This window comes from Actinocrinis puniceicyclus (assembly GCF_018283645.1).
GTDB classification, from domain to species: Bacteria; Actinomycetota; Actinomycetes; order Streptomycetales; family Catenulisporaceae; genus Actinocrinis; species Actinocrinis puniceicyclus.
Map to the genome: position 1 here is coordinate 53,297 of NZ_JAGSXH010000003.1, position 24,178 is coordinate 77,474.

Genomic DNA, 24,178 nt, shown 5'->3' on the forward strand with positions numbered 1-24,178 from the left:
GAATGGCTATCTTCCTCGACGAGAACTCGAAGATCGTCGTCCAGGGCATGACCGGCTCGGAGGGCATGAAGCACACGCGCCGCATGCTCGCCTCCGGCTCGAAGATCGTCGGCGGGGTCAACCCGCGCAAGGCCGGCGAGAAGGTGGAGATCGACGGCGTACAGATCCCCGTCTTCGGGACGGTGGCCGAGGCGATGAAGGAGACCGGGGCCGACGTCTCGGTCGTCTTCGTGCCGCCGGCCTTCGCCAAGGGCGCGGTCATCGAGGCGATCGACGCCGGCATCCCGCTCGCGGTCGTCATCACCGAGGGCATCCCGGTGCACGACACCACCGAGTTCTGGGCATACGCCCAGGGCAAGGGCACCCGCATCGTCGGCCCGAACTGCCCCGGCCTGATCAGCCCCGGCAAGTCCAACGCGGGCATCATCCCGGCCGACATCACCAAGGCCGGAAGGATCGGCCTGGTCTCCAAGTCCGGCACGCTGACCTACCAGATGATGTACGAGCTGCGTGACCTGGGCTTCTCCAGCGCGGTCGGCATCGGCGGCGACCCGGTCATCGGCACCACGCACATCGACGCGCTCCAGGCGTTCCAGGACGACCCGGAGACCGCGGCCATCGTGATGATCGGCGAGATCGGCGGCGACGCCGAGGAACGGGCCGCGGCCTACATCAAGGAGCACATCACCAAGCCGGTGGTCGGCTACGTTGCGGGCTTCACCGCGCCGGAGGGCAAGACCATGGGCCACGCCGGCGCGATCGTCTCCGGTTCGTCCGGTACCGCGCAGGCCAAGAAGGAGGCGCTGGAGGCCGCGGGCGTGAAGGTCGGCAAGACCCCGTCCGAGACCGCGCGGCTCATGCGCGCGATCGTCGAAGCTCTCTGACATTCCGCGGCGACCAGGCGCGCTCGTCCTTCACCCGGGTGAAGCGCGGGCGCGCCTGCGCTGTGCGGCACCGTTCCCGCGCCCAGCATGGGTGCCATGGCCGACAGCAAGCAGCCGCCCGTCGACTCCTCGGCGCCGCCCGCGACCAGGCGCGCCGGCGAGGCGTCGTCGTTTCTCGGCGCTCGATCAGGTCAGCCGCAGGACGAGCCTGACGGTCCGTCACCGCGGCCGCATATCGCAGAACAGCGATACACCGCCGCGGGGCCGACCGCGCCCGCCGAGGCGGAATCGGCGCCGCCCGAGGACCGCGTCGCGGATGGCGGCGCCGGTCCCGCCGAGACCTCGGGTCCACTTTTCGCCGGCCTGGCCACGGCGCTGCGCGAGGGGTCGCCGGCGGCGCTGCGTCGTATCGGGCAGGCCGTGGCCGGGCACGCCGCCGAACTGGCCGCCGGAGCGGCCACCGCGCTGGTCGTCGCGGCGGGCGGCTGGCTGGCTGCGGCGGCGCTGACGCTCGCCGTGTGGGCGACGACCGCGCCGACGACCGATTCCTTCGCCGCCCCGCTGCATGTCGCCGGGCAGCTGTGGCTCGCCGCGCATCACGTCCGGCTGCGCACCGCCGATGGCACGTTCGGCCTCTCCCCGCTCGGCTTCACCATCCTGCCGGCCGCGGCGCTGCTGCTTGCCGGGCGGTACGCCGCGCATCGCCTGCGTGCCGGGATCTGGACGCTGGCCGCCGTCGCCGTCTGTTATCCGCTGGCCGCGCTCGTCATCTCGTGGAGCGCCGTCTCGGGTGCGCTGCACGCCGATCTGGGCACGGCCGTCGGCTATCCCTGCTTGATCGCGTTCGCCGCCTGTGGTGTCGGCTTCCTGAGCGCGCGTACCGCCTTGTTCGCGTCCCCGGGTCCGGCACCCACCGACACAGACGCCGACACAGACGCCGACACCGACGCCGACACCGACACCGAGCGCTGGTCTGCGGCGGCGCTGCGTGCGGCCGCGGCGGCGCTGGCGGTCCTGGTCTGCGGCGGCGCGCTGCTCGCGGCGCTCGCGGTGTGCCGGAATTTCGGCGACGTCTCGCGCCTGGGCTCGGTGATCGGCCAGGGCACCGCGGGCGAGTCGGGCCTGTTCCTCATCGATCTGGCGCTCGCGCCGAACCTGGTGGTCTGGGCGTTGAGTTACGCCGCGGGTCCCGGTTTCGCGGTGGGCGTCGGCAGTGCGGTGTCGGTGCGCGGCTCGCGGCACGGGCCGCTGCCGGGGCTGCCGCTGCTTCAGGCGGTTCCGCACGCCGGTGCGGCTTCGCCCTGGCTCTACCTGGTCTTCGCCGTGCCGCTCGCCGCGGGAGTCGTCGTCGTGTTGATCACCGGCCGCTCGGTGCGCGGTTTCGGCGGGCGGGCGGCGGCGGCCGGCGCGGCCGTCGCGGTGGTCGGCTGCGCGGTGGCCGTGGGCGCCGCGCTGTCCGGCGGTCCGGTCGCCGCGGGCGTGATGTCGGCGGTCGGCCCGGTGCCGTGGCGGCTCGGGGCGGTGGTGGCGCTGGAACTGGGCTGCGTCGCGGCCGCGGGGTTAGTGCTGTGGTTCGCGCTTGACCGGGTGCGTCGCGGCGCGGATCGGCCGGCGCTCGCCGCGTCAGCGGGTCCGCACGACGACGCTGCGGACGATCTTGTCGGCCCAGGTCTGGTGTTTGGAGTCCCACAGCGGCCAGAGCAGGTTGAGCACGCCGGGGATGGCGCAGGCCACCCAGAACAGCCAGTCGAGGAACAGCCGCAGGAAGCCGACGGCGGCGCCGACGGGCAGTCCGTTCTCGAAGCGGGCCAGCCGGAGGCCGAGGGTCTGTTTTCCGTAGGACTGGCCGGTGCGCCCGGCCCGGATGCTGTTGCCCACAGCCCAGATCAGCCCGAGGAAAGCCAGAACGCCGAACAGGATGTCGACGGATTCGACTTGGGTGGCTCCGGTGAGCGAGCCGGCGACGATGAAGGGGCCGTTGTCGAGGGCGAAGGCGCCGACGCGCTGCCACCAGTCGGCGAGCGGGGGCATGCCGACGGGTAGCCCCGCTCCTGCCGCCGGATAGCCGTAAGGCTGTCCGTACGGCGGCGGCGGTGCTGCCTGGTAAGGGCCGCCATAGGGTCCAGCGCCGTATTGCCCAACCCCGTAAGGCTGCTGCGCGTAACCGGGTTGACCGTAGGGAGCCCGATCCTGTGGCTCCTGCGCTCGTGCCTCTTGGGGCTGTGGTGCCTGGGATTGCGGTGTCTCGGGCTGCGGTGTCTCGGGCTGCGGTGTCTCGGCCTCTCGCGGCGGCAGCGGCGGCGGGACCGCCGAATACGCCGTGGCGCCGGCTTCATCGGCCTGCGGTTTGTCAACCAGGTCGCGAAGCGGGTCATGGGGCGCCGCGCTCTGCTGTCCTTCAGGCTCCGGCTGTGACCCGCGCCCGGCCTCGGGGTCCTGCGCCGGCTCGGCCTCCTGCGCCGCCTCGGGTTCCTGTTCCGGCTCGGGCTCTCGCTCCGGTTGCCGCGGATGGCTCGGTGTCGTGCTCACGCCGCCTCCTGACGAGTACTCTCACCATATCGTCAGGCTTTGTCCTGCTACGCACATTCTCCAGTGGTCTGAACGGGTATCAGCCCACAAAGCCGAAACGGCGCAATTGCCAAAGCCAGGAACCGGCGACCATCAGCGCGCCCGCGGTCCATCGCAGCCACACCGGTGTCCGGGCCAGGGCGGCCATCGGGTCGACCGTCGTCAGCGGCGCGGCCAGAAAGAGCACCGCCGCGGCCACGGTCAGCGGATTGGCCGCGAGCGCGCCGCCCCAGTGCCCGGCACCCGCTTCCATGAAAACCGTGGTCGAGCCGCAGAACGGGCAGGGCACGCCGGTCAGCCGGCGCAGCGGGCAAAGCGCCCCCGGATCGTGGTTCTGGTGCACCCATGCCGCGGCGACCGAGGCGAGCGCGACGAGGCCGAGCCGCAGCGCGGCAGCCCGCGGACCGCGAACGGCCGCGCTGACCGCCCGCGGTGCGGCCGCGCTCACGGCACGAGGGCCAGCGAATGGTCGAACTGCTGCTGGCACACGTTCTGCCCGGCGATCGTGTTAGCCGCCCGCATGCAGTCCGAGTACTGCCGAAGCTGCGGGAAGAAGATCAGCGAGTAGGAGACCACGGCGAGCGCGACGAGCGAGGAGATGCCGCTCCACACGACCGAGGCGACCGCCTCCGGCGCGCGCTGCGCCTGGCGTGCCGCGTCGCGCTGGGCGAAGGTGCCCAGCCACAGGCCGCCGAGCGACATCAGCAGGCCCGTACATGCGGCGATGAGCCAGACCGGGAAGTCGCGGTAGCCGTTGAGCAGCGTGATCATGGTGCACGCCGCGCCGCCGAGGGCGAGTCCGCGCGCCCAGCGGGTGCGCAGGCCCAGCGGCGGGCGCTTGCCGGGCTCCTCACCGCCGGGTTGCTGCTGACGCGGCGGTTGCTGCTGCGGCGGGCGGTACGGCGAGCGCGGATCGAACTGCGCCGGACGCTGGCCCGCCGGCGTGTACCGGTTGGGATCGTGCCAAGGCGCGGGCTGATGCGGGCTGCCGGTCGGGCCGAGAGCCGGTCCGGGGCTCTGACCGGGACTGCGGGGCGGTCCCGGGACGGGCGCGGGCGCCGCGTTCGGCTGGCGGTATGGCTCGACCTGCTGCGTCTCCGGCGACTGCGCCCCGTCCTGTTGCGACCCGGGCTGTCGGGTAGCGGGCTGGTGCGCACCGTCCTGCGGCGTACCGTCTTGCTGCGCGCCGGGCTGCTGATTCGGCTGCTGCGGCCGTGTGCCCGGCGCGTGGTTCGGCCAGTTCGCCTGGTCCGGCGTGGGCGGCGGCAGCGGAGGAACCGGGTACTGCGGTGCCGGGTACTGCGCTACCGGGTATTGGGCCGCGGGGTATTGGGCCACCGGATACTGGGGCACCTGGCCGGGCGGCACCGGCACCGGCACCGGCACCGGCGGAAAGTTCGGCGGTACCGGACCCGGCTGTCCGAGAAACCACGGAGCCGGCGCCGGCTGCTGCGCCGACCACTGCGGTACCGGAAGGTTCTGCGTCTGCTCTTCCCCGCCGCCGCCCGCGTTCCCCAAGCTGGATTCACCGATCTTCTGGTCGCCACTCCCATCGTCGGGGGTGCTGTCCTGGCGGGCAGGGGCGTCGGTCACAGTATTCGGCTCCGTTGTCACGGGAGGGATGGGCGCTGCGTCGTTACGGTATCGCCGACCGGTGTCGCGGATGGCTTGAATTGGTCTCCTCACCGTACCGCTAGCTATCGTTGGCCACATCCCGCTGGTCCGGCCTATGGCCGCCGCCGGGCGACATCACGTCAACTGATTGAAAGGACGCCGCGGTCGTGGCCTCCCCAACTCAGCAGTCAACGAACTCCCCTACCCGCTACCGACCCCCGTCATCGCGCCCGGCGCGCCTCGTCGTGCTGGTCTCCGGCAGCGGGACCAACCTCCAGGCGTTGCTCGACGCCGCCACCGACCCCGGATACGGCGCCACGCTCGTCGCCGTCGGCGCGGACCGGGACGGCATCCTCGCCCTCAAGCGCGCCGAGGACGCGGGCGTGCCCACCTTCGTGATCCGGTTGAAAGACCACCCCGATCGGAGCGCCTGGGACCGCGCGCTGCGCGACGAGGTCCGGCGGCACGCGCCCGACCTGGTCGTCTCGGCCGGGTTCATGAAGCTGGTCGGCCCGGACTTCCTGGCCGAGTTCGGCGGCCGGACGGTCAACACGCACCCCGCGCTGCTGCCCTCGTTCCCCGGCATGCACGGCGCGCGCGACGCGCTCGCGTACGGGGTCAAGGTGGCCGGCTGCACGCTGTTCGTCGTCGCCGAAGGCATCGACGACGGGCCGATCATCGCGCAGGCCGCCGTGCCGGTCGAGGACGGCGACGACGAGCAGAGCCTGCACGAGCGGATCAAGGCCGCCGAGCGCGCGCTGCTCGTCGAACAGGTCGGCCGGATGGCCCGCGAGGGGTGGACCATCACCCCGGCTCCAACCGCCGCGCCGGATACGCGCGGCACCGTCAGCAACCGGAAGGTGACCATCCCGTGAGCACACAGCTGCCCATCCGTCGCGCGCTGGTCAGCGTGTACGACAAGACCGGACTCGAGGAGCTCGCCCGGGGCCTGCACGCCGCCGGGGTCGCCCTCGTCTCCACCGGCAGCACCGCGGCCCGCATCGCCGCCGTGGGCGTCCCGGTCACCGAGGTGGCCGAGCTGACCGGGTTCCCCGAATGTCTCGACGGCCGGGTCAAGACCCTGCACCCGAAGGTGCACGCCGGGATCCTCGCCGACCGGCGCCTGCCCGAACACGTCAGCCAGCTCGAAGAACTCGGCATCGAGCCCTTCGACCTGGTCGTGTCGAACCTGTACCCGTTCACGCGGACCGTCGCCTCCGGCGCCGCTCCGGACGAGTGCGTCGAACAGATCGACATCGGCGGCCCGTCGATGGTGCGCGCGGCGGCGAAGAACCACCCGAGCGTGGCGATCGTGGTCGACCCGGCCCGCTACACGGACGTGCTGGCGGCGGTCGAGAGCGGGGGATTCACCCTGGAACAGCGCAAGCGCCTGGCCGCGGAGGCGTTCGCGCACACCGCCGCGTACGACGCCGCAGTCGCGTCGTGGTTCGCCTCGGCTTACGCGCCGGCCGACGAATCACCGTTCCCGGACTTCGTCGCGGCCACGTACAAGCGCAGCGCGTTGCTGCGGTACGGCGAGAACCCGCACCAGGCCGCCGCGCTCTACACCGGCGGCCCGGCGGCAGAGCAGGACAGTCTGGCCAACGCCGAGCAACTGCACGGTAAGGAGATGTCCTTCAACAACTACGTCGACACCGACGCGGCCCTGCGCGCGGCCCACGACTTCGCAGATCCCTGCGTCGCGATCATCAAGCACGCGAACCCGTGCGGTGTCGCGGTCTCGGTCAGCGGCGACATCGCCGAGGCGCACCGCAAGGCGCACGCCTGCGACCCGGTCTCGGCCTTCGGCGGCGTGATCGCGGCCAACCGTCCGGTGTCCGCCGAGATGGCCCGACAGGTCGCCGAGGTGTTCACCGAGGTGATCGTCGCCCCGGACTACGAGGACGGGGCGGTGGAGATCCTGTCCGCGAAGAAGAACATCAGGCTGCTGCGCACCGGCGCGAGCGGGCGGCGGGCCACCGACTTCCGGCAGATCTGCGGCGGCATGCTGCTCCAGGCCGGGGACAACTTCCAGGCGGCGGGCGACGATCCGGCGAACTGGAAGCTGGCCGCGGGGCCGGCCGCCGATCCCGGCACGCTGGCCGATCTGGCCTTCGCGTGGCGGGCGGTGCGCTCGGTCAAGTCGAACGCCATCCTGCTCGCCACGGATGGCGCCACGGTCGGGGTGGGCATGGGCCAGGTGAACCGGGTGGACTCGGCGAGGCTCGCGGTGAGCCGGGCCGGGGATCGCGCGGCCGGCTCGGTCGCCGCTTCGGATGCCTACTTCCCGTTCTCGGACGGCCTGGAGGTCCTGATCGCGGCCGGCGTCAGGGCAGTGGTGCAGCCCGGTGGCTCGGTGCGGGACGCGCAGTCGCTCGCGGTCGCGGAAGCGGCCGGTGTGACGATGTACCTCACCGGCACGCGGCACTTCGCGCACTGATCCGCACGCCGCGTTCGACGGCTGAAGAAAAAGACCGCGGCGGCGGGCCGGAAAGGCTCGCCGCCGCGTCCGCGTTGACGCCTCCCGGTCCGCTTCGTGCCGGTCCGCGTGGAAACCCGCGTCAGTTTCCGAAGAAGCCGCGCTGCAAGCACAGCTCGTACTGCGACGTTCCGGTGACCGGATCAGGCGTCGCGCTGTACTGGTGGCAGTTGGCCGCGGTGCTGACGAACCACACGATCACCACGATCTCGAGCACGTTGGCGATGATGGCCAGGATCGAGGTCACCAGCCCGGCGATCGCCATGCCCTTGCCGGCGGCCTGGCCGCGGCCGGCCTTGCGGATCGCGATGATCGAGAAGACGAGCCCGACGATCCCGACCACTCCGCCGACGTAGAACAGCGACGTGCACAGACCGACGATGCCGAGAACCATGCCGGTGATCGCCAGGCCGCGGGGCGGCGGCGCCATCGGCATCATCGGGTACGGATACGGATACCCGTAGGGCATCAGGCCCTGGTTCGGCGGGTAGCCAGGTGCGCCCTGGTCTCCCGGCCAGTGGGCGAAGCCGTCGCCCGGGTAACCCCCGGCCGGGTACTGCGCCGTCGGCTGGGATTCGACGGGCTGGTCGAGCGGCGCCTGTGCGGTCGGCATCGGTCCGCTCGGCATCTGCCCAATCGGTGGCGCGAGCGGTGGCGCCAGCGGTGGCGCGAGTGATGGCGGGGGCGTCGCTTCGGGTGATTCGGACAAGGCTCCCCCTGGCTCCGTTCTTCGGGCACGTACTTGGCGCGCGAGTCTACCTGTTGCGTCTGCGAGAATAGGGCGCATGACGGCGACGATTCTGGACGGCTGGCTGACCGCGGAGGAGATCCGCCAGGACCTGGCCAAGCGGGTGAGTGTACTGGCCGAGCGTGGCGTCGTACCCGGCCTCGGCACGCTACTGGTCGGCGACGACCCGGGCTCGCACGCCTACGTGACGATGAAGCACCGCGACTGCGCGAAGGTCGGCATCCACTCCATCGATCGCCGCCTGCCGGCCAACGCCACCCAGGAGCAGGTCGAGGCCGCCGTCGCCGAGCTCAACGCCGATCCGGCCTGTCACGCCTACCTGGTTCAGCTGCCGCTGCCGAAGGGGCTCGACGAGTTCCGTGTCCTGGAGCGGGTCGAGCAGGCCAAGGACGCCGACGGCCTGCACCCTCTCAGCCTCGGCAAGCTGGTGCTCGGCGAGCCGACGCCGCTGCCGTGCACCCCTTACGGGGTCGTGGTGCTGTTGCGCCGCTTCGGCGTCGAACTGAACGGAGCCGAGGTGGTGGTCGTCGGCCGCGGCATCACCGTCGGCCGTCCGCTCGGACTGATCCTGACGCGCAAGTCCGAGAACTCGACCGTGACGCTGTGCCACACCGGCACGCGCGACCTGGCCGCGCACACCCGCCGCGCGGACATCATCGTCGCGGCCGCGGGCGTGCCGGGAATCATCAAGCCGGACATGGTCAAGCCGGGCGCGGCAGTGCTGGACGTGGGCGTCTCGCACGTGGACGGCAAACTCACCGGCGACGTGGCCGCCGGCGTCGAGCAGGTAGCCGGCTACCTCTCGCCCAACCCCGGCGGCGTCGGCCCGATGACCCGCGCGCAGCTGCTCACGAACGTCGTCGAAGCCGCTGAGCGAACGCTGCTCTGACCCGCCCGCCGGTTGACCTGCCCGCCGTCCGGTTATCCGGTGCGGCGGCCGGACCGGGCGCGTGGCTTCACGGCGCCGGGGCGCTTCGGCGTGGCGCTCGGCCCACGCTCTGTCGCCGCGGTCTTGATCTTCGCAGCCTCGGTCTTCGCAGCCTCGGTCTTCGCAGTCTCGGTCTTCGCAGTCTCGGTCGCCGCGGGCTCCGGGACCTCGATCGGAGCCGGCGTGGTCGTGATCGGCTCGGCGTGGATGCCCGGCTCCGAGGTGATCGGCTCGGCGTGAATACCCGGCTCGTTCTCGGCCGCAGGCTGCTGCACCACGACGATCCGGGATTCGGATTCTTGCCTCGGCCCCGCCTCCAGCGCCGCCGACTCGCCGCGTTCGGCCGTCTCGGCCGGCCGGGGCTCCAGCCACAGCGCGCCGAGCGGCGGCAGCCGCAGCACCGCGCGCGCCGGCCAGCCGTCCTGACCCTCGTCGAGCGCGTACACCTGCCCGAAGTTTCCGACGCCCGAGCCGCCGTACTGCTCGGCGTCGGTGTTGAGCACCTCGGACCAGACCGGTGCCTGGCCGGCGCTCCACGGCAGCGGCAGCGAATAGCCCTCCCACGGCACCCCGGCGAAGTTCGCCACGCACACCAGCGGCCGTCCGTCGAAGCCCCAGCGCACGAACGCGAACACGTTGTGATCGCCGTCGTCCGCCTTCAGCCACGAGAAGCCGTCGCCGGAGGTGTCCCGCTCCCACAGCGCCGGGCGCGTCCGATACGCCGAGTTCAGGTCCTGCACCAGCCGGAACACTCCGCGGTGCGCCGGGTTGTCCAGCAGCCACCAGTCCAGTCCGGCCTGCTCCGACCACTCCGAGTCCTGCGCGAACTCACAGCCGGAGAACAGCAGCTGCTTGCCCGGATGCGACCACATGAAGGCCAGGTAGGCGCGCACGTTCGCCAGTTGCTGCCAGCGGTCGCCCGGCATCTTGCGCAGCAGCGAGCCCTTGCCGTGCACCACCTCGTCGTGGCTGATCGGCAGGATGAAGTTCTCGGTGAAGGCGTAGACCATCGAGAAGGTCATCCGGTTGTGGTGCCAGCGCCGGTTGATGGGCTGCTCGGACATGTAGCCGAGCGAGTCGTGCATCCAGCCCATGTTCCACTTGAAGCCGAAGCCCAGGCCGTCGTGATCCGTCGGCCTGGTCACCCCGGGCCACGCGGTGGACTCCTCGGCGGCCACCGTGACCCCCGGCACCCGCTTGTACACCGTCGCCGTCAGCTCCTGAAGGAACGAGACCGCCTCCAGGTTCTCCCGGCCGCCGTACGCGTTCGGGTGCCAGCGGCCGTCCTCGCGGGAGTAGTCGAGGTAGAGCATCGAGGCGACCGCGTCCACGCGCAGGCCGTCGACGTGCATCTCCTCGCACCAGAACAGCGCCGAGGCGACCAGGAAGTTGCGCACCTCGCGGCGGCCGTAGTCGAAGACCAGGGTGCCCCAGTCCGGGTGCTCGCCGCGCCACGGGTCGGGGTGCTCGTACAGCGGCGTGCCGTCGAACTCGGCCAGCGCCCAGGCGTCCTTGGGGAAGTGCGCCGGGACCCAGTCGATGATGACGCCGATCCCGGCCCGGTGCAGCGCGTCGATCAGGTGGCGGAACTCGTCCGGGGTGCCCAGCCTCGCGGTCGGCGCGAAATAGGACGAGACCTGGTAGCCCCAAGAACCCCCGAACGGGTGCTCGGTCGGCGGCAGGAACTCGACGTGGGTGAATCCGAGTTCGTTCAGATACGCGGGCAGTTGCTCCGCGAGACCGCGGTAGTCCAGCCCCGGCCGCCACGAGGCCAGGTGCAGTTCGTACACCGACATGGGGGAGTGGTACGCGTCCCACTTGGCCCGCTGCTCAAGCCATTCGTCGTCGTTCCACTCATAGTGCGTCTCGTCCACGATCGAGGCGTTCGCCGGCGGCATCTCGCAGCGGCGGGCCAGCGGGTCCGCCTTCTGCCGCCAGACGCCGTCGCGGCCCAGGATCTCGTACTTGTACCGGGCGCCCGCCTCGACGCCGGGCACGAACAGTTCCCACACGCCGCTCGACCCCATCGAGCGCAGCGGATGGCTGGTGCCGTTCCAGTAGTTGAAGTCGCCGACGACGCGCACCCCGCGCGCGTTGGGCGCCCACACCGCGAACGAGGTGCCGACCGGCGGGTCGAACGGCGAGCCCTCGGGGGAGTCGAAACGGCGCACCCGCGAGCCGAGCGCCTCCCACAGCTGCTCGTGCCGGCCTTCGCCGATCAGGTGCAGGTCGATCTCGCCGAGCGTCGGCAGGAAACGGTAGGGGTCGTCCAAAAGGATCGTCGCGTCGCCGTAGCCGACTTCGAGCCGGTAGTCGCCGAGGGCGTCCGGAAGGAGCGCGGCGAACAGGCCCTCGCCCTGCGGGATCAGCGGATACCGCTCGCCCGCCGCGGTCAGGACCGTCACGCCTTCCGCGAACGGTCGCAGTGCGCGTACAAGGGTGCCGTCGGCGCCGGAGTGCGCGCCCAGCAGCCGGTGCGGGTCGTGCACCGCCCCGTCCAGCAGGGCCCTGCGTTCGTCCTCCGCGAGCGGCGCGGCCGGGACGACGGCGCGGTCGGGCCCGTCGCCGGCTGTGTCGGCCTGCTTCCCGGTGGCCCGGCCCTCGCCGTCCTTGCCGGCCCGGCCTGCGATCCGCTGGTCGTCGCGCACGGTCAAAGCCCCACGTCCCTGTCTCGATCGAGCGGTCCCTCAACGGGCCCGTTTCTCCGTTTTCCACGATGTCATGCGTGGGCGTCGCGTGGTGGCGCGCAACGCCGCCGCCGGGCTCGCGTCAGGCGTCCGAGGGCGGATGATGACCGCAGCGAGACGTGGAGCCATCGCGGTTCGAGGCCGATTCCGGAGCCTGAAGCTCTGGTGATCCGCGCCGTGGCAGGTGCGATCGGCCGTTTTCATGCATTCGGGTGGGCCGCCGCCCGCTCCAGCTAACCGGCAGCTAACCGGGCGAGGGGCGTGTCACGCCCGCGGCTTGCGGTCGCGGGACCGGCGCCGCACGAGGTAACCGGCCAGCATCCCGGCGAGGAAGGTACCGGCCAGCACGAGCCACAACTGCGCGCTCACCCAGACCACCCAGAAGTGGATGCGCGTCCTGCTGGTGTTCACGAGGACGAACCAGGCGGCCAGGGCGATGATCACCAGTCCGGCAATGGTCTTCGGGCTGCGCAGCCGCGCGCCCAAGCCGCGCCGGCCCGTCCCGGACTCGTCGGCCCGTGCGCCGATGGGAGGTATGCCGCTCATCTGAACACTCCCTTCAGGAGATGGCACGCAACACGTACCGCGGGCGCACGCGGGTGCCGAGTGCGCATATTGCCATGGTCCCGCACGACTGCCCGCCGCGCCGCCGCCGTGGTTTCATGGCTTCATGGAAGTCGTCTCCCATCGTGGCGGAGCCCCGATCGGCCGCGCTCTGCGCGCCGTCGCGGTCGAGTGGCCGTTCTCCGTGGTCTTCGCCACCGCGACGATCGCGGTGATCATCGTCTCGTTCGGTGCGCTCAAGCACGGCCTGGTCCTGCTCGCCTCCGCGCTGCTGCTCGGCTCGGTGCTGCGTTTCGTGCTCTCTCCGGCGCGCGCCGGTCTGCTCGCAGTACGCCGCCGCGGCGTGGATGTGGTCACCATGGCGCTGCTCGGTGCGTTGCTGCTGTTGCTGGCGCTGTTCGCCGACACCGTCTGACTCCGGCGGTTCCGCGCGCTGAGCACAAACGGGACCGGCGCCCTGGGATTCGCCCGCGGCACCGTGCCGGGGTAGGCTCAGCCCCGGCGAACTATCTTGACGCCAAGATACCCCGCCGCGTGGAGCGTGGTGCCCAGCACGCCACGGCCGCGCCCGTGACCGCCGTGCGAGAAGGACCGTCCTCATGCCCAAGATCAAGGTAGCCAATCCGGTCGTCGAACTCGACGGCGACGAGATGACCCGGATCATCTGGCAGTTCATCAAGGACTCGCTGATCCTGCCGTACCTCGATGTCGACCTGAAGTACTTCGACCTCGGTATCGAGCACCGCGACGCCACCGACGACCAGGTCACGATCGACGCCGCGAACGCGATCAAGCAGCACGGCGTGGGCGTCAAGTGCGCGACCATCACCCCGGACGAGGCCAGGGTCGAGGAGTTCGGCCTCAAGCAGATGTGGAAGTCGCCGAACGGCACCATCCGCAACATCCTCGGCGGTGTGATCTTCCGCGAGCCGATCATCATGAGCAACGTGCCGCGGCTGGTGCCCGGCTGGACCAAGCCGATCGTGGTCGGCCGTCACGCGTTCGGCGACCAGTACCGCGCCACCGACCTGAAGGTCCCGGGCGCCGGCAAGCTCACCCTGACCTTCACGCCGCAGGACGGCTCCGAGCCGATCGAACTGAACGTCTTCGACTTCCCGGGCCCGGGCGTCGCCCTGGCGATGTACAACCTCGACGCCTCCATCCGCGACTTCGCCCGCGCCTCGATGCGCTACGGGCTGGACCGCAACTACCCGGTGTACCTCTCGACGAAGAACACGATCCTCAAGGGGTACGACGGCCGGTTCAAGGACATCTTCCAGGAGGTGTTCGAGAGCGAGTTCAAGGCCGACTTCGAGGCCGCGGGCCTGACTTACGAGCACCGCCTGATCGACGACATGGTCGCCTCCGCGCTCAAGTGGGAGGGCGGCTACGTCTGGGCGTGCAAGAACTACGACGGCGACGTGCAGTCGGACACCGTGGCCCAGGGCTTCGGCTCGCTCGGCCTGATGACCAGTGTGCTGATGACCCCGGACGGCCGCACCGTCGAGGCGGAGGCCGCGCACGGCACGGTCACCCGCCACTACCGCCAGCACCAGCAGGGCAAGGCGACCTCCACGAACCCGATCGCGTCGATCTACGCGTGGACCCGTGGCCTGGCGCACCGCGGCAAGCTGGACAACACCCCCGAGGTCACCGCGTTCGCGGAGACCCTGGAGCGGGTCTGCGTCTCGACCGTCGAGGGCGGTCAGATGACCAAGGACCTCGCGCTGCTGATCGCCCCGGACGCGCCGTGGCTGACCACGCAGGACTTCCTCGCCGCGCTCGACGAGAACCTGAAGAAGGCCACCGCCGGCTGAGCGCGTCGGCGAGTAGGGCCGTCGCCGGTTCACCGATCGGCGTCGGCCCTACGTGTCCGTCCAGCCCATCGCCTGAACCAGCCGCCACATGTTCGTCGACGGGTTCAGGTGTATCGCTTCGCCCGTCGGGTCCAGAGCCATCGCACGCCGCATCGCGTCCGGACAAGTCGCGGCGTAGTCGGCGGCGAAATCGATCAGGTGCTTGTCGTATCCCGGTACCTGCCTGCGCAACAGCGGTTTGAGTTGCGTATAGCCTCCGATCTGCCTGCGATGATCGGTGAAGTGCAGCAACAACCACAGCTCGAAGCAGGGGTTGGATACGACGACGGCCGCTTTCAGCGCGGTCGTCGTCGAGTCCCGGGCAAGCCTCACGGCTCTGTCCAGGTCGGTGAACTCGTCCACATCGACGACGCACCACACCTCGTCGTAAAGGTCGGAGGCGGCCAGGGCCTTTTTCAGGGCGTATCGGACGATCTGGCTCGGCGACTTGTCCCGGACGACGACGTCGATCAAGATCGCTGCATTCCGAAGATGACGTTTGAGGCCGCTGATGTACGCGGGCTCCGTCTCGCGCCCGCCGCACACCACGAGCAGGCGCTTGCGCGGCTCGCGTGAGGGAGCCGGCGGGAAATCCCGTGCTGAGGGGTTGGTCAGGCTTTCGGAAAGGTGAGGGCGAGTAGCGCGGCCTCGTCGTCGATGAACGGCACGGCGCCGTAGCTGCCGCCGAGGTATCTGCGCTCGGTGTTCTCCTTGTCCCGCGGTTTGAAGTCGCTCAGCGGATAGATGACCGACGCACCCGTCTGGTGCTTCTTCTCCACGAAGTAGATCTGGTCACGCTTGAGGATCTCGTTGTTGCTGCCCAGCAGCGATGTGTTGTGCGTCGTGAAGATCAGCTGTGCTCCCCGGAGATTGACCCTCGGATCCTGGAACAGCGCCACGATCCGCGCGGCCAGATTCGGATGGAGATTGGACTCCAGTTCGTCGATCAGCATCACGGAGCCGGCTTCCAGGCAGGAGAGCACGGGCGCGAGCTGCATGAGAAAGGTGATCGTGCCGGTCGACTGCTGACCGAGCGTCAGCCGCGCGCCCGGTTCGGCTCCCTTCATCCTGAAGGCGACTCTGGGCGCTTCGACCTGAACGGCGCGTACCGTCCCGGCGTCCGGCTCCTCGACCTCGATGTCGGCGATGCCGAAGTCCGCGAAGCTCAGCAGGTCGAGTACCTGCCTGCGCCGATTCGGCTCGTTGAGCAGTTCCACCAGCCGGTATTGGACGGTGCGGTTCTTCAGCGACGCCGCCTGTGAGAACTGGATCTGCCTGAGCCATCGGTAGACCGGTTGCACATCGGCGAGTTCGAATCGCGCCGCCGAGGTGAGGAACAGGATGCTCGGCGGAGTGATGTCGCTTGCCCGCTGGAGATTGGTACGGATGGTGGTGCCGAACCGAAAGTCGCCCCTTGAGCGCTCGAAGACGATCTGCCGGCGGCCGGTCGGATAGCGGTGCAACCATTCCTCGACGACCCCGTCGTCATCCACGCCGAAACCGTAGGTGTATCGGGTGCCGTCGATGACTGCGTCCGCGTCGAACCAGCTCGGCTGGGTCGCGAGCGCCGGGTCGAGAGCGAACGGATGACGGCGCAGGCTGTATCCGGGTTCGGATCGCCGGTCCGACTCGAGCGCGAGATCGGCGAAGTAGAGCAGGGCGTCGATCAGGTTCGACTTGCCGGACGCGTTCGCGCCGAAGATCGCGGCGACCGGAACCGCGGGCCACTTCGTGCCCGGAGCCCGATCGGCGGCGAAAACCGGCGCGAGGTTCAACTGCTGCTCGTCGCGCAGTGATCGATGATTGGAGACGCGGAAGGACACGAGCACGGACGATTCCTCCCGCACTGTGCGAGCAATTTGCGCGAGTAATTTGCACAAAATCGATTTTGGCTACAGATTACGGTACGCCGACCTTCGGCGCCAGCGCGACCGGAACCGGCGGCGCCGCCTGCTTGACGCGCGTGTCGCGCGGTTCACGGGGCCCGCGAGTCGCCGAGCGTGCCCGGCGGAGTACCGTTGGCTCAAGAACGCGCGCTGAGAGAAGACCGCAGGCATCCAACCCCGTCGACCGGCATCCGAGGTGACTCGTCGCCGGCTTGCAGGAGATCGCAATGACCCGCAACCCCGTCAACGTCACGGTCACCGGCGCAGCCGGGCAGATCGGCTACTCGCTGCTGTTCCGGATCGCCGCCGGCGACCTGCTCGGACCGGACATTCCAGTCAAGCTGCGGCTGCTGGAGATCCCGCAGGCCGTCAAGGCGGCCGAGGGCGTGGCCATGGAACTCGACGACTGCGCGTTCCCGCTGCTGGCCGGGATCGACATCTTCGACAACCCGGGCGACGGCTTCGCCGGGGCGAACGTCGCGCTGCTGGTGGGCGCGCGGCCGCGCACCGCCGGCATGGAGCGCGGAGACCTGCTGTCGGCGAACGGCGGCATCTTCAAGCCGCAGGGCGAGGCGATCAACGCCGGCGCCGCGGACGACGTCCGGGTCCTGGTCGTCGGCAATCCGGCCAACACCAACGCGCTGATCGCCGCGAGCCACGCCCCCGACGTACCCAAGTCCCGGTTCACCGCGATGACCCGCCTCGACCACAACCGCGCCGTCGCGCAGATCGCCAAGAAGTCCGGCGCCCCGGTCACGGAGATCGGCAACGTGACCATCTGGGGCAACCACTCCGCGACCCAGTACCCTGACCTGTACAACGCCAGGATCTCCGGCAAGAACGCCGCCGAGTACATCAACGACCAGGCGTGGCTGGAGAACTCCTTCATCCCGACCGTGGCCAAGCGCGGCGCCGCGATCATCGAGGCCCGCGGCTCCTCCTCCGCCGCGTCCGCCGCGTCCGCCGCGCTCGACCACGTCTTCACCTGGTTCCACGGGACCGCCGAGGGCGACTGGACCTCGATGGGCATCGTCTCAGACGGCTCCTACGGCGTGCCGGAGGGTCTGGTCTCCTCCTTCCCGGTGACCACCCGCGACGGGAACTTCGAGATCGTGCAGGGCCTGGAGATCAACGAGTTCTCCCGCGCCCGCATCGACGCCTCGGTCAAGGAACTCGCGGACGAGCGCGACGCGGTCCGCGAACTCGGTCTGATCTGACACGGCAGGCGTCGCGAACGCCTCTTGGCCAAGGCGGTGCACGCTCAGGCGGACGGCTCGCAAGAAGCATCGGAGAACCCTGCGTACGGTCGACGTGCGTAGGGTTTTCCCTCATCATGGCCGCCGAGCCGGATAGGGAGCAGTGCGCCGCGGGCAGTGAGCGCTAGCGTGCGGCCATGAGCGACATCAACGAGATCGCGGACGGGTACGTGGAGCGCGCCGCCGCGCTCAACCCGTTGGAGGCGACCTACTGCGGGGTGCCCGGCTATGACGAGCGCATGTCCGACCTGAGCCCCGACGGCTTCCGCGCCCGCGCCGACCTCGATCGCGAGACGATCAACGCGCTCAGCCACGGGGCCGCGCGGGACGAGGGCGAACAGGTCGCCAAGGACGCGATGCTGGAACGGCTCGGCCTGGCCGTCGAGTTCTACGACTCCGGCGAGGCGACCAGCGATCTCAATGTGCTGGCGAGCCCGTTGCAGGCGGTGCGCCAGGTGTTCGACCTGATGCCGATCGAGGGCGAGCAGGCGCAGCGCAACCTCGCTGCGCGCATAGCCGCCGTGCCCGAGGCATACGCGGGACTACGGCGCACTCTGCTCGAATCCGCGAAGAGCGGCCGGGTCGCGGCGCGGCGGCAGGTCCTCGCGTGCGCGAAACAGTGTGCTGAATGGGCGGGTATCGCCGGCCCGCAGCCGACATCCACGTCACAGAGCCCTGAAGGTGACGACGCAGCCGGCTTCTACGCCGGCCTGGTCGCCCGCACCGGAACTCAGGGCGCGCTGCGCGCGGAACTCGACCAGGCCGCGCAGTCGGCACGCGAAGCCACCGCGCAGTTCGGCGTCTTCCTCGAAACCGAACTGCTGCCGTACGCCCCCGAGCAGGACGCGGTCGGCCGCGAGCGCTACCGGCTGGCCTCGCGCTACTTCCTCGGCGCGGCCGTGGACCTCGACGACGCCTACGCCTGGGGCTGGTCCGAGGTCAAGCGCATCGAAGCCGAGATGAACCGGGTCGCCGGGCTGATCGTGCCCGGCGGCGTGGACGAAGCGGTCGCCGCGCTCGACACCGAGCCGCGGCGCCGGATCGCCGGCAGGGAAGCGCTCCGCGACTGGATGCAGGAGTTGGCCGACCGCACCATCGCCGAGCTGCACGGCCGGCATTTCGACATCCCCGAGCCCGCGCGCCGCATCGAATGCATGATCGCCCCGACGAACGACGGCGGCATCTACTACACCGGGCCGAGCGAGGACTTCAGCCGGCCGGGCCGGATGTGGTGGTCCGTGCCCGAGGGGGTCGAGGAGTTCTCGACCTGGCGCGAGGTGAGCACCGTGTACCACGAGGGGGTTCCCGGCCATCACCTGCAGGTCGCGCAGGCCGTCCACCAGCGCGAGAACCTCAACCGGTGGCGGCGGCTGATGTGCTGGGTCTCCGGACACGGCGAGGGCTGGGCGCTGTACTCGGAACGGCTGATGGAAGAGCTCGGATACCTGGACGATCCGGGAGACCTGCTCGGCATGCTCGACATGCAGATGCTGCGGGCCGCCCGGGTCGTGGTGGACCTCGGCGTTCACCTGCGGCTGCCGATCCCGGCCGGTACCGGCTGGCACGAGGGCGAGATCTGGAACCCCGAGTTGGCCTGGGAGTTCCTACGCGGCCACGTGCGTATGGGTGAGGAGATGCTGCGGTTCGAGCTCAACCGGTACCTCGGGTGGCCGGGCCAGGCGCCCTCGTACAAGCTCGGCGAGCGCATCTGGCTCCAGGCCCGCGAGGACGCCAAAGCGCGTAAGGGCCCGGCCTTCGACCTGAAGCAGTTCCACAGCCAGGCGCTCGCGCTCGGCGGCCTCGGCCTCGATCCGCTTCAGGCGGCGCTGGCGCGGATGTAGACGCCGGCGAGCGGACCGCGCGCAGCCGCGGAAGTGAGACTTTCACGGCTGCGCCCGCCGCCCGCCGCACCCAGCAGTGAGTCAGCGCTCGATCTCACCCGGCGGGCCGCCGGGCGTTGCCGCGCCGATTCGTCCCGCCTACCTTGCGTATCGGTGTGACGGCGCGAGCGATGGAGGGTTCGGTTGTGATGTACACGCGAGGCAAGCGGCGCGGCGCGCTCGCCGCCGCCGGCTCGATGCTCGCCGGACTGGCTCTGGTGCCCGCGACGGCGCCGGCGAGCGCCGCCGCGACGCTCTCGTGCCGCGCGATGGCCGCCTACCCGGCCAAGTGGACCGCCGGCTACGATTTCCAGTTCGCCGTCGTGAACACTGGAACGGAAGCCTTCAGCGCGTGGGTCATCACGTTCGACGTACCGCCCGGCGACGTGATCTACACCACCTGGAACGGGTCGGTTGTGCAGAGCGGGCAGCACGTGGTGGCACGCAGTTATACGAACACGTACAACGGCTCCCTCGCCCCCGGCGCGTCGGCCGAAAGTATCGGCGGCGTGGTCGAGGGCGATAGCGCCGGTGGCCTCACGAACATCACCTGCACTCCCGAAGCTCCCGCCGCTCCGGCCGGCCCGGCGGCTTGACGGCGGCTTGACAGCGACGTGGCGTGGCGGCGGCATGGCGTGGCGGGCGTTTCTCCCGCTATCTGCGGTCGATGAGGCGCGAGAGCACCAGCACTGATTTGGTCTGCTGCACGAAGGGCGCCATCCGCACCCGCTCCAGCACCGTCTCCAGGTGCGCGGTGTCGCGGGTCCGCACGTGCAACAGCGCGTCCGCCTCTCCCGTGACCGTGTAAGCCGCGATGATCTCCGGCTGGTCGGCCATGGCGGAGCGAATCGCGTCCGGCGAAGTGCGACCGGTGCAGTAGAGCTCCACGAACGCCTCGGTGGTCCAGCCGAGCGCGGCCGGGTCGACCAGCGCGGTGAAACCGGTGATCAAACCCCCGGCGCGCAACCGGTCCACTCGCCGCTTCACCGCCGGCGCGGACAGTCCCACCTGCGCACCGATGTCGGCGTAAGCGGACCGGGCGTCGCGCAGCAGGCAGCCGATGATCCGCTCGTCGGTCTCGTCGGTTCGCACGGCCGAATCCTAGTGTTCCGGCGCGGGACACCAGTGCGGCGCCGATCGTCGGCTCGGCGCCGGCCGCGGGAGCCGCGCAGGCGCCCGCACCCTGCCGGATCGCTAGACTTTTCTCATGGGCACAAACACCCACTCCAGAACCGGTGGCCTGGACCCCGGAGGACATAGACGGGCGTGCGCGCCACCTTCCGGCGTCCGGTGCGGCCGCGCACCGAAACCGAGCAGGCAGGTGCAGCGCACGCCGTGAACCCGACCGTCGTCTCCTGTCTTGTCGTCCTCGCTCTGATCCTGATCGAGGCACTGTTCGTGGCCTCGGAGATCGCGCTGGTCTCACTGCGCGAGGGGCAGCTGCACGCCCTGGCCGCCTCCGGTAAGCGCGGCGGCGTGGTCGCGCGCCTGGTGCGCGAACCGAACCGGTTCCTGGCCACCGTCCAGATCGGCGTGACACTCACCGCGCTGCTCTCCTCCGCGTACGGCGCGACCACGCTCTCCGAGAGCGCGAAGCGCGCCCTGATGCGCGCCGGGCTGACCTCCGGCCTGGCGGGCTTCGCCGGCCTGGTCGGCGTCACCATGATCATCTCCTTCGTGACCCTCGTGATCGGGGAACTGGCGCCCAAACGGCTCGCGCTGCAGCGCGCCGAGTCCACCGCCAAGGCGGTCGCGCCCTTCCTGCAGGGCATGGCCCGCCTCTGCCGGCCGGTGATCTGGCTGCTCTCCGTGTGCACCGACGGGGTGGTGCGCCTGTTCGGCGGTGATCCCGACATAGGCCGCGAGCAGGTCAGCGAGGCGGAACTGCGTCAGCTCGTGGCCTCCGCGGACACGCTGACCACCGACGAACGCCGCCTGATCGACGAGGTGTTCGGCGCGGGCGACCGGCAGTTGCGCGAGGTGCTGGTGCCGCGAACCGAGGTGGTGTTCCTCGACGGCGCGACGCCGGTGGCCGTGGCCGCCGAGATGATCGGCCGGCGCCCGCACTCGCGCTACCCCGTGATCGACGGTTCCTCCGACGACATCATCGGGTTCGTACACGTGCGCGACCTGCTCGCGCCGGAGACCGGGGCCCGGGCCGTGCGCGTCGCCGACCTGGCCCGCCCGGTGATATTCCTGCCGGAGACCAAGCACGTGCTCTCGGCGCTCTCCGAGATGCGCCGCGACTCCTTCCACCTGGCCGTCGTGCTCGACGAATACGGCGGCACCGCCGGGATCGTCACGCTCGAGGACCTGCTCGAAGAGGTCATCGGCGACATCCGCGACGAGTACGACGTGGCCCGAGCTCGGGTGACCAGGCTGCGCAACGGCGACCTCGAACTCGACGGGCTGATCAACCTCGACGACTTCCACGACGAGACCGGCGTCGAGCTGACCGACGGGCCCTACGAGACCCTGGCCGGTTACATAGTGGCCCGTCTCGGCCGGCTGCCCGTGGTCGGTGATCAGGTGGCGTTCGACGGGCTGAGGCTGACGGTGCACGCGCTGGACGGCCGCCGCATCGCCCGCGTCCGGCTCGCCCGCACCGTCTCGGCCGGCGCGGACCCGGCGGGCACGGCAAGTAACGCAGCTACCGCAGGTAACGCAGGCACCGCGGGCACGGCAAGTAACGCAGGCACCGCGGGCACGGCAAGTAACGCAGGCACCGCGGGCACGGCAAGTAACGCAGGCACCGCGGGCACGGCAAGTAACGCAGGCACCGCGGGCACGGCCGCGGACCCAGGGGCCGGCGAGCGCGAGCGCAAGCCGCCCGGCATGCGGGTCCCCGACCTCGCGCGCGACACCGCGCCAGGGGTGCGCCAGGACTGATCAGGCTTGCCGCCGAGCGACCTCCCTGGCGGCGCGCGGTCCCGGCTCCCGGCCCGGGTGGCGCGACCACGCGCGTGCCACCTTCGCGCCCTGGCGCGGCGCGGAGGCTGATGAATTCGGCAGACGCCGTCTGCGACAATGGAACACATGTCGTCCGATCAGTCGCCACAGTCGCAGACCGCCGCGCCGGCCGCCCGACCTCGGGTGTTCAGCGGCATCCAGCCCACGTCCGGTTCGTTCCACCTCGGCAACTACCTGGGTGCGGTCCGCAACTGGGTGGCGATGCAGGACGAGTTCGACGGGTTGTACTGCGTCGTCGACCAGCACGCGATCACGGTCGAGCAGGACCCGGCGGTCCTGCGCCGCCGTAGCCAAGTCGCCGCCGCGCAGTTGCTCGCCGCCGGTCTCGACCCGCAGCGCTGCACCCTGTTCGTGCAGAGCCACGTGCCCGGGCACGCGCAACTGGCCTGGGTGATGAACTGCATCACCGGGTTCGGCGAGGCCTCCCGGATGACCCAGTTCAAGGACAAGTCGGCCCGGCACGGCGTCGGCGCGGCCACGGTCGGCCTGTTCACCTATCCGATGCTGATGGCCGCCGACATCCTGCTTTACCAGGCCGACTACGTCCCGGTCGGCGAGGACCAGCGCCAGCATCTGGAGCTGAGCCGCGACCTGGCGCAGCGCTTCAACAGCCGGTACGGCGAGACCTTCGTGGTACCGAAGCCGTACATCATCAAGGACACCGGCAAGATCCTCGACCTGCAGGACCCGGCGTCGAAGATGTCCAAGTCCGCCGAGTCCGAGGCCGGCCTGATCGAGTTGCTGGCCGACCCGAAGGTCAACGCGAAAAAGATCAAGTCCGCGGTCACCGACGCCGAGCGGGAGATCCGCTTCGACGAGGAGAACAAGCCGGGCATCTCCAACCTGCTGCGCATCTACGCCGCGCTGGACGGCCGCAGCATCAAGGAACTGGAGCGCGCATACGCCGGCCACGGCTACGGCGACCTGAAGAAGGACCTGGCCGAGCTGGTCGTCAGCACCTTCGGCGCGTTCAAGGAGCGCACCGAGGCGATCCTGGCCGAACCGGACAAGCTGGACGCGATTTTCGCCGAGGGTGCGCAGCGGGCGCGCGCCCTGGCCGCCCCGACCCTGGACCTGGCGTATGACCGCCTCGGTTTCCTGCCCGCGGTCCCGTCCGCCTCCCGATCGGCTACTGTGCTGGCCCGATGACTACGATCGGCATACTTCTGGCGATCCCGGAGCCGTACGGCGGCGAACTGCGTGCGCGCCGCGCCGCCTACGGCGACACGCAGGCCCGGACGGTGCCGGCGCACGTCACGCTGCTGCCGCCGACCGAGGTGGAGCCGGAAGCGGTGCCGCGGATCGAGCGGCACTTGGCCGCCATCGCCGCGCGTGGTCGGCCGTTCACGATGCGACTGCGCGGCACCGGCACGTTCCGCCCGGTCTCACAGGTGGTCTTCGTGCGGGTCGAGCGCGGCCTGCTGGAGTGCGTCGAACTGGAGGCGCAGATGCGCTCGGGGCTGCTGGAGCGCGAACTCCAGTTCCCCTACCACCCGCACGTGACGGTCGCGCACGATCTCGGGCCCGCCGCCCTCGACGCGGCCGAGGGCGACCTGGCCGACTTCGAGGCCGAGTTCGAGATCAACGGGTTCGGCCTCTACCGGTTGGACCAGCACGGCTCCTGGCGCGCGGTGCGCACCTTTCCGTTTCCGGCCCCCGTCCGCGCCGCTGCCTGAGCCGGACGGTCACGGCGACGACGTACCGCCGGATCGGCGCGCCTAGGCGGTGTTGGGGAATGTATCAAGGCAACGATTCGACCGCCGCTTTGTCGGAATCGTCATGGCGAATCCGGTCAGCGACGAGCATGGGCGCGCGGCCGGAGCGTCCTCGCGCGTTCATGATTCAACACAGCGGTCGT

21 protein-coding genes and 1 pseudogene are annotated in these 24,178 nt (G+C 70.4%); 13 read left to right on the top strand and 9 right to left on the bottom strand.

Annotation, left to right across the window (positions count from 1 at the left end; genetic code table 11):
• Positions 1-2 precede the first annotated feature (2 nt).
• Both sucD and KGA66_RS29600 read left to right on the top strand, forming a co-directional pair.
• Positions 3-884 (top strand): succinate--CoA ligase subunit alpha, encoded by an 882-nt coding sequence (sucD, locus tag KGA66_RS01600; RefSeq protein ID WP_211463663.1) that lies wholly within the window; start codon positions 3-5, stop codon positions 882-884.
• A 96-nt stretch (positions 885-980) separates the two neighbouring features.
• A pseudogene (locus KGA66_RS29600) lies at positions 981-2,432 on the top strand (cell division protein PerM); the annotation flags it as partial.
• Positions 2,433-2,507: 75 nt separating this feature from the next.
• Here the strand turns inward: KGA66_RS29600 and KGA66_RS31925 are convergent.
• From KGA66_RS31925 to KGA66_RS01615, 3 genes are all read right to left on the bottom strand, one after another.
• A complete protein-coding gene (locus KGA66_RS31925; protein WP_369015783.1) occupies positions 2,508-2,915 on the bottom strand; it encodes an RDD family protein in 408 nt (135 codons plus the stop codon).
• 577 nt (positions 2,916-3,492) lie between these two features.
• A complete protein-coding gene (locus KGA66_RS29605) occupies positions 3,493-3,900 on the bottom strand; it encodes a DUF2752 domain-containing protein (protein ID WP_211463666.1) in 408 nt (135 codons plus the stop codon).
• Positions 3,897-5,045 (bottom strand): hypothetical protein, encoded by a 1,149-nt coding sequence (locus tag KGA66_RS01615; RefSeq protein ID WP_211463667.1) that lies wholly within the window; start codon positions 5,043-5,045, stop codon positions 3,897-3,899. Before KGA66_RS01615 ends, KGA66_RS29605 begins: the two co-directional genes overlap by 4 nt.
• Positions 5,046-5,311: 266 nt before the next feature.
• Between KGA66_RS01615 and purN the strand changes: the two genes are divergently transcribed.
• Positions 5,312-5,941, top strand: coding sequence for a phosphoribosylglycinamide formyltransferase (purN, locus tag KGA66_RS01620; protein ID WP_369015784.1), 630 nt, complete (start codon positions 5,312-5,314; stop codon positions 5,939-5,941).
• Complete coding sequence (purH, locus tag KGA66_RS01625; protein ID WP_211463669.1) at positions 5,938-7,506, top strand: bifunctional phosphoribosylaminoimidazolecarboxamide formyltransferase/IMP cyclohydrolase; 1,569 nt, start codon at positions 5,938-5,940, stop codon at positions 7,504-7,506. The genes purN and purH overlap by 4 nt, the downstream gene beginning before the upstream one ends.
• 121 nt (positions 7,507-7,627) lie before the next feature.
• On the opposite strand, the gene KGA66_RS01630 is transcribed toward purH, so the two are convergent.
• Positions 7,628-8,173 carry a DUF4190 domain-containing protein gene (locus KGA66_RS01630; protein WP_211463671.1) on the bottom strand — a complete coding sequence of 182 codons (546 nt, stop codon included), beginning with the start codon at positions 8,171-8,173 and terminating at the stop codon, positions 7,628-7,630.
• Positions 8,174-8,330: 157 nt separating this feature from the next.
• Between KGA66_RS01630 and KGA66_RS01635 the strand changes: the two genes are divergently transcribed.
• On the top strand, positions 8,331-9,182 hold the full coding sequence (locus tag KGA66_RS01635; RefSeq protein ID WP_211463673.1) for a bifunctional methylenetetrahydrofolate dehydrogenase/methenyltetrahydrofolate cyclohydrolase: 852 nt from the start codon (positions 8,331-8,333) through the stop codon (positions 9,180-9,182).
• Between the two features lie 32 nt (positions 9,183-9,214).
• On the opposite strand, the gene glgB is transcribed toward KGA66_RS01635, so the two are convergent.
• Positions 9,215-11,869, bottom strand: a complete 2,655-nt coding sequence (glgB, locus tag KGA66_RS01640) for a 1,4-alpha-glucan branching protein GlgB (RefSeq protein ID WP_312886693.1) — start codon at positions 11,867-11,869, stop codon at positions 9,215-9,217.
• Between the two features lie 303 nt (positions 11,870-12,172).
• A complete protein-coding gene (locus KGA66_RS01645) occupies positions 12,173-12,454 on the bottom strand; it encodes a LapA family protein (protein ID WP_211463677.1) in 282 nt (93 codons plus the stop codon).
• Positions 12,455-12,578: 124 nt separating this feature from the next.
• Here KGA66_RS01645 and KGA66_RS01650 point away from each other — a divergent pair, with 124 nt between their 5' ends.
• On the top strand, positions 12,579-12,887 hold the full coding sequence (locus tag KGA66_RS01650; RefSeq protein WP_211463680.1) for a DUF3017 domain-containing protein: 309 nt from the start codon (positions 12,579-12,581) through the stop codon (positions 12,885-12,887).
• 184 nt (positions 12,888-13,071) lie between these two features.
• The gene (locus KGA66_RS01655) at positions 13,072-14,289 is read left to right on the top strand and encodes an NADP-dependent isocitrate dehydrogenase (RefSeq protein ID WP_211463682.1); all 1,218 of its coding nucleotides are present in this window, start codon (positions 13,072-13,074) and stop codon (positions 14,287-14,289) included.
• Between the two features lie 48 nt (positions 14,290-14,337).
• Here KGA66_RS01655 and KGA66_RS01660 read toward each other — a convergent pair whose 3' ends face one another.
• Entirely contained in the window at positions 14,338-14,877 is a 540-nt protein-coding gene (locus KGA66_RS01660) for an RloB family protein (protein WP_312886686.1), read from the bottom strand.
• 62 nt (positions 14,878-14,939) lie between these two features.
• Positions 14,940-16,157, bottom strand: a complete 1,218-nt coding sequence (locus KGA66_RS01665) for an AAA family ATPase (protein ID WP_211463686.1) — start codon at positions 16,155-16,157, stop codon at positions 14,940-14,942.
• Between the two features lie 284 nt (positions 16,158-16,441).
• Between KGA66_RS01665 and KGA66_RS01670 the strand changes: the two genes are divergently transcribed.
• From KGA66_RS01670 to KGA66_RS01680, 3 genes are all read left to right on the top strand, one after another.
• The gene (locus tag KGA66_RS01670) at positions 16,442-17,431 is read left to right on the top strand and encodes a malate dehydrogenase (RefSeq protein WP_211463688.1); all 990 of its coding nucleotides are present in this window, start codon (positions 16,442-16,444) and stop codon (positions 17,429-17,431) included.
• A gap of 176 nt (positions 17,432-17,607) precedes the next feature.
• Positions 17,608-19,311, top strand: coding sequence for a DUF885 domain-containing protein (locus tag KGA66_RS01675; RefSeq protein ID WP_211463690.1), 1,704 nt, complete (start codon positions 17,608-17,610; stop codon positions 19,309-19,311).
• A 188-nt stretch (positions 19,312-19,499) separates the two neighbouring features.
• A complete protein-coding gene (locus tag KGA66_RS01680; RefSeq protein WP_246506875.1) occupies positions 19,500-19,946 on the top strand; it encodes a cellulose binding domain-containing protein in 447 nt (148 codons plus the stop codon).
• A 58-nt stretch (positions 19,947-20,004) separates the two neighbouring features.
• On the opposite strand, the gene KGA66_RS01685 is transcribed toward KGA66_RS01680, so the two are convergent.
• Positions 20,005-20,442, bottom strand: a complete 438-nt coding sequence (locus KGA66_RS01685) for an Lrp/AsnC family transcriptional regulator (protein ID WP_211463700.1) — start codon at positions 20,440-20,442, stop codon at positions 20,005-20,007.
• Positions 20,443-20,685: 243 nt separating this feature from the next.
• Between KGA66_RS01685 and KGA66_RS01690 the strand changes: the two genes are divergently transcribed.
• The 3 genes from KGA66_RS01690 (at position 20,686) to KGA66_RS01700 (ending at position 23,996) form a co-directional block, all read left to right on the top strand.
• The gene (locus KGA66_RS01690) at positions 20,686-22,239 is read left to right on the top strand and encodes a CNNM domain-containing protein (protein ID WP_211463702.1); all 1,554 of its coding nucleotides are present in this window, start codon (positions 20,686-20,688) and stop codon (positions 22,237-22,239) included.
• Between the two features lie 147 nt (positions 22,240-22,386).
• Positions 22,387-23,469 carry a tryptophan--tRNA ligase gene (gene trpS / locus KGA66_RS01695; RefSeq protein WP_211463704.1) on the top strand — a complete coding sequence of 361 codons (1,083 nt, stop codon included), beginning with the start codon at positions 22,387-22,389 and terminating at the stop codon, positions 23,467-23,469.
• Positions 23,466-23,996, top strand: a complete 531-nt coding sequence (locus tag KGA66_RS01700; RefSeq protein WP_211463706.1) for a 2'-5' RNA ligase family protein — start codon at positions 23,466-23,468, stop codon at positions 23,994-23,996. Before trpS ends, KGA66_RS01700 begins: the two co-directional genes overlap by 4 nt.
• Positions 23,997-24,178 lie beyond the last annotated feature (182 nt).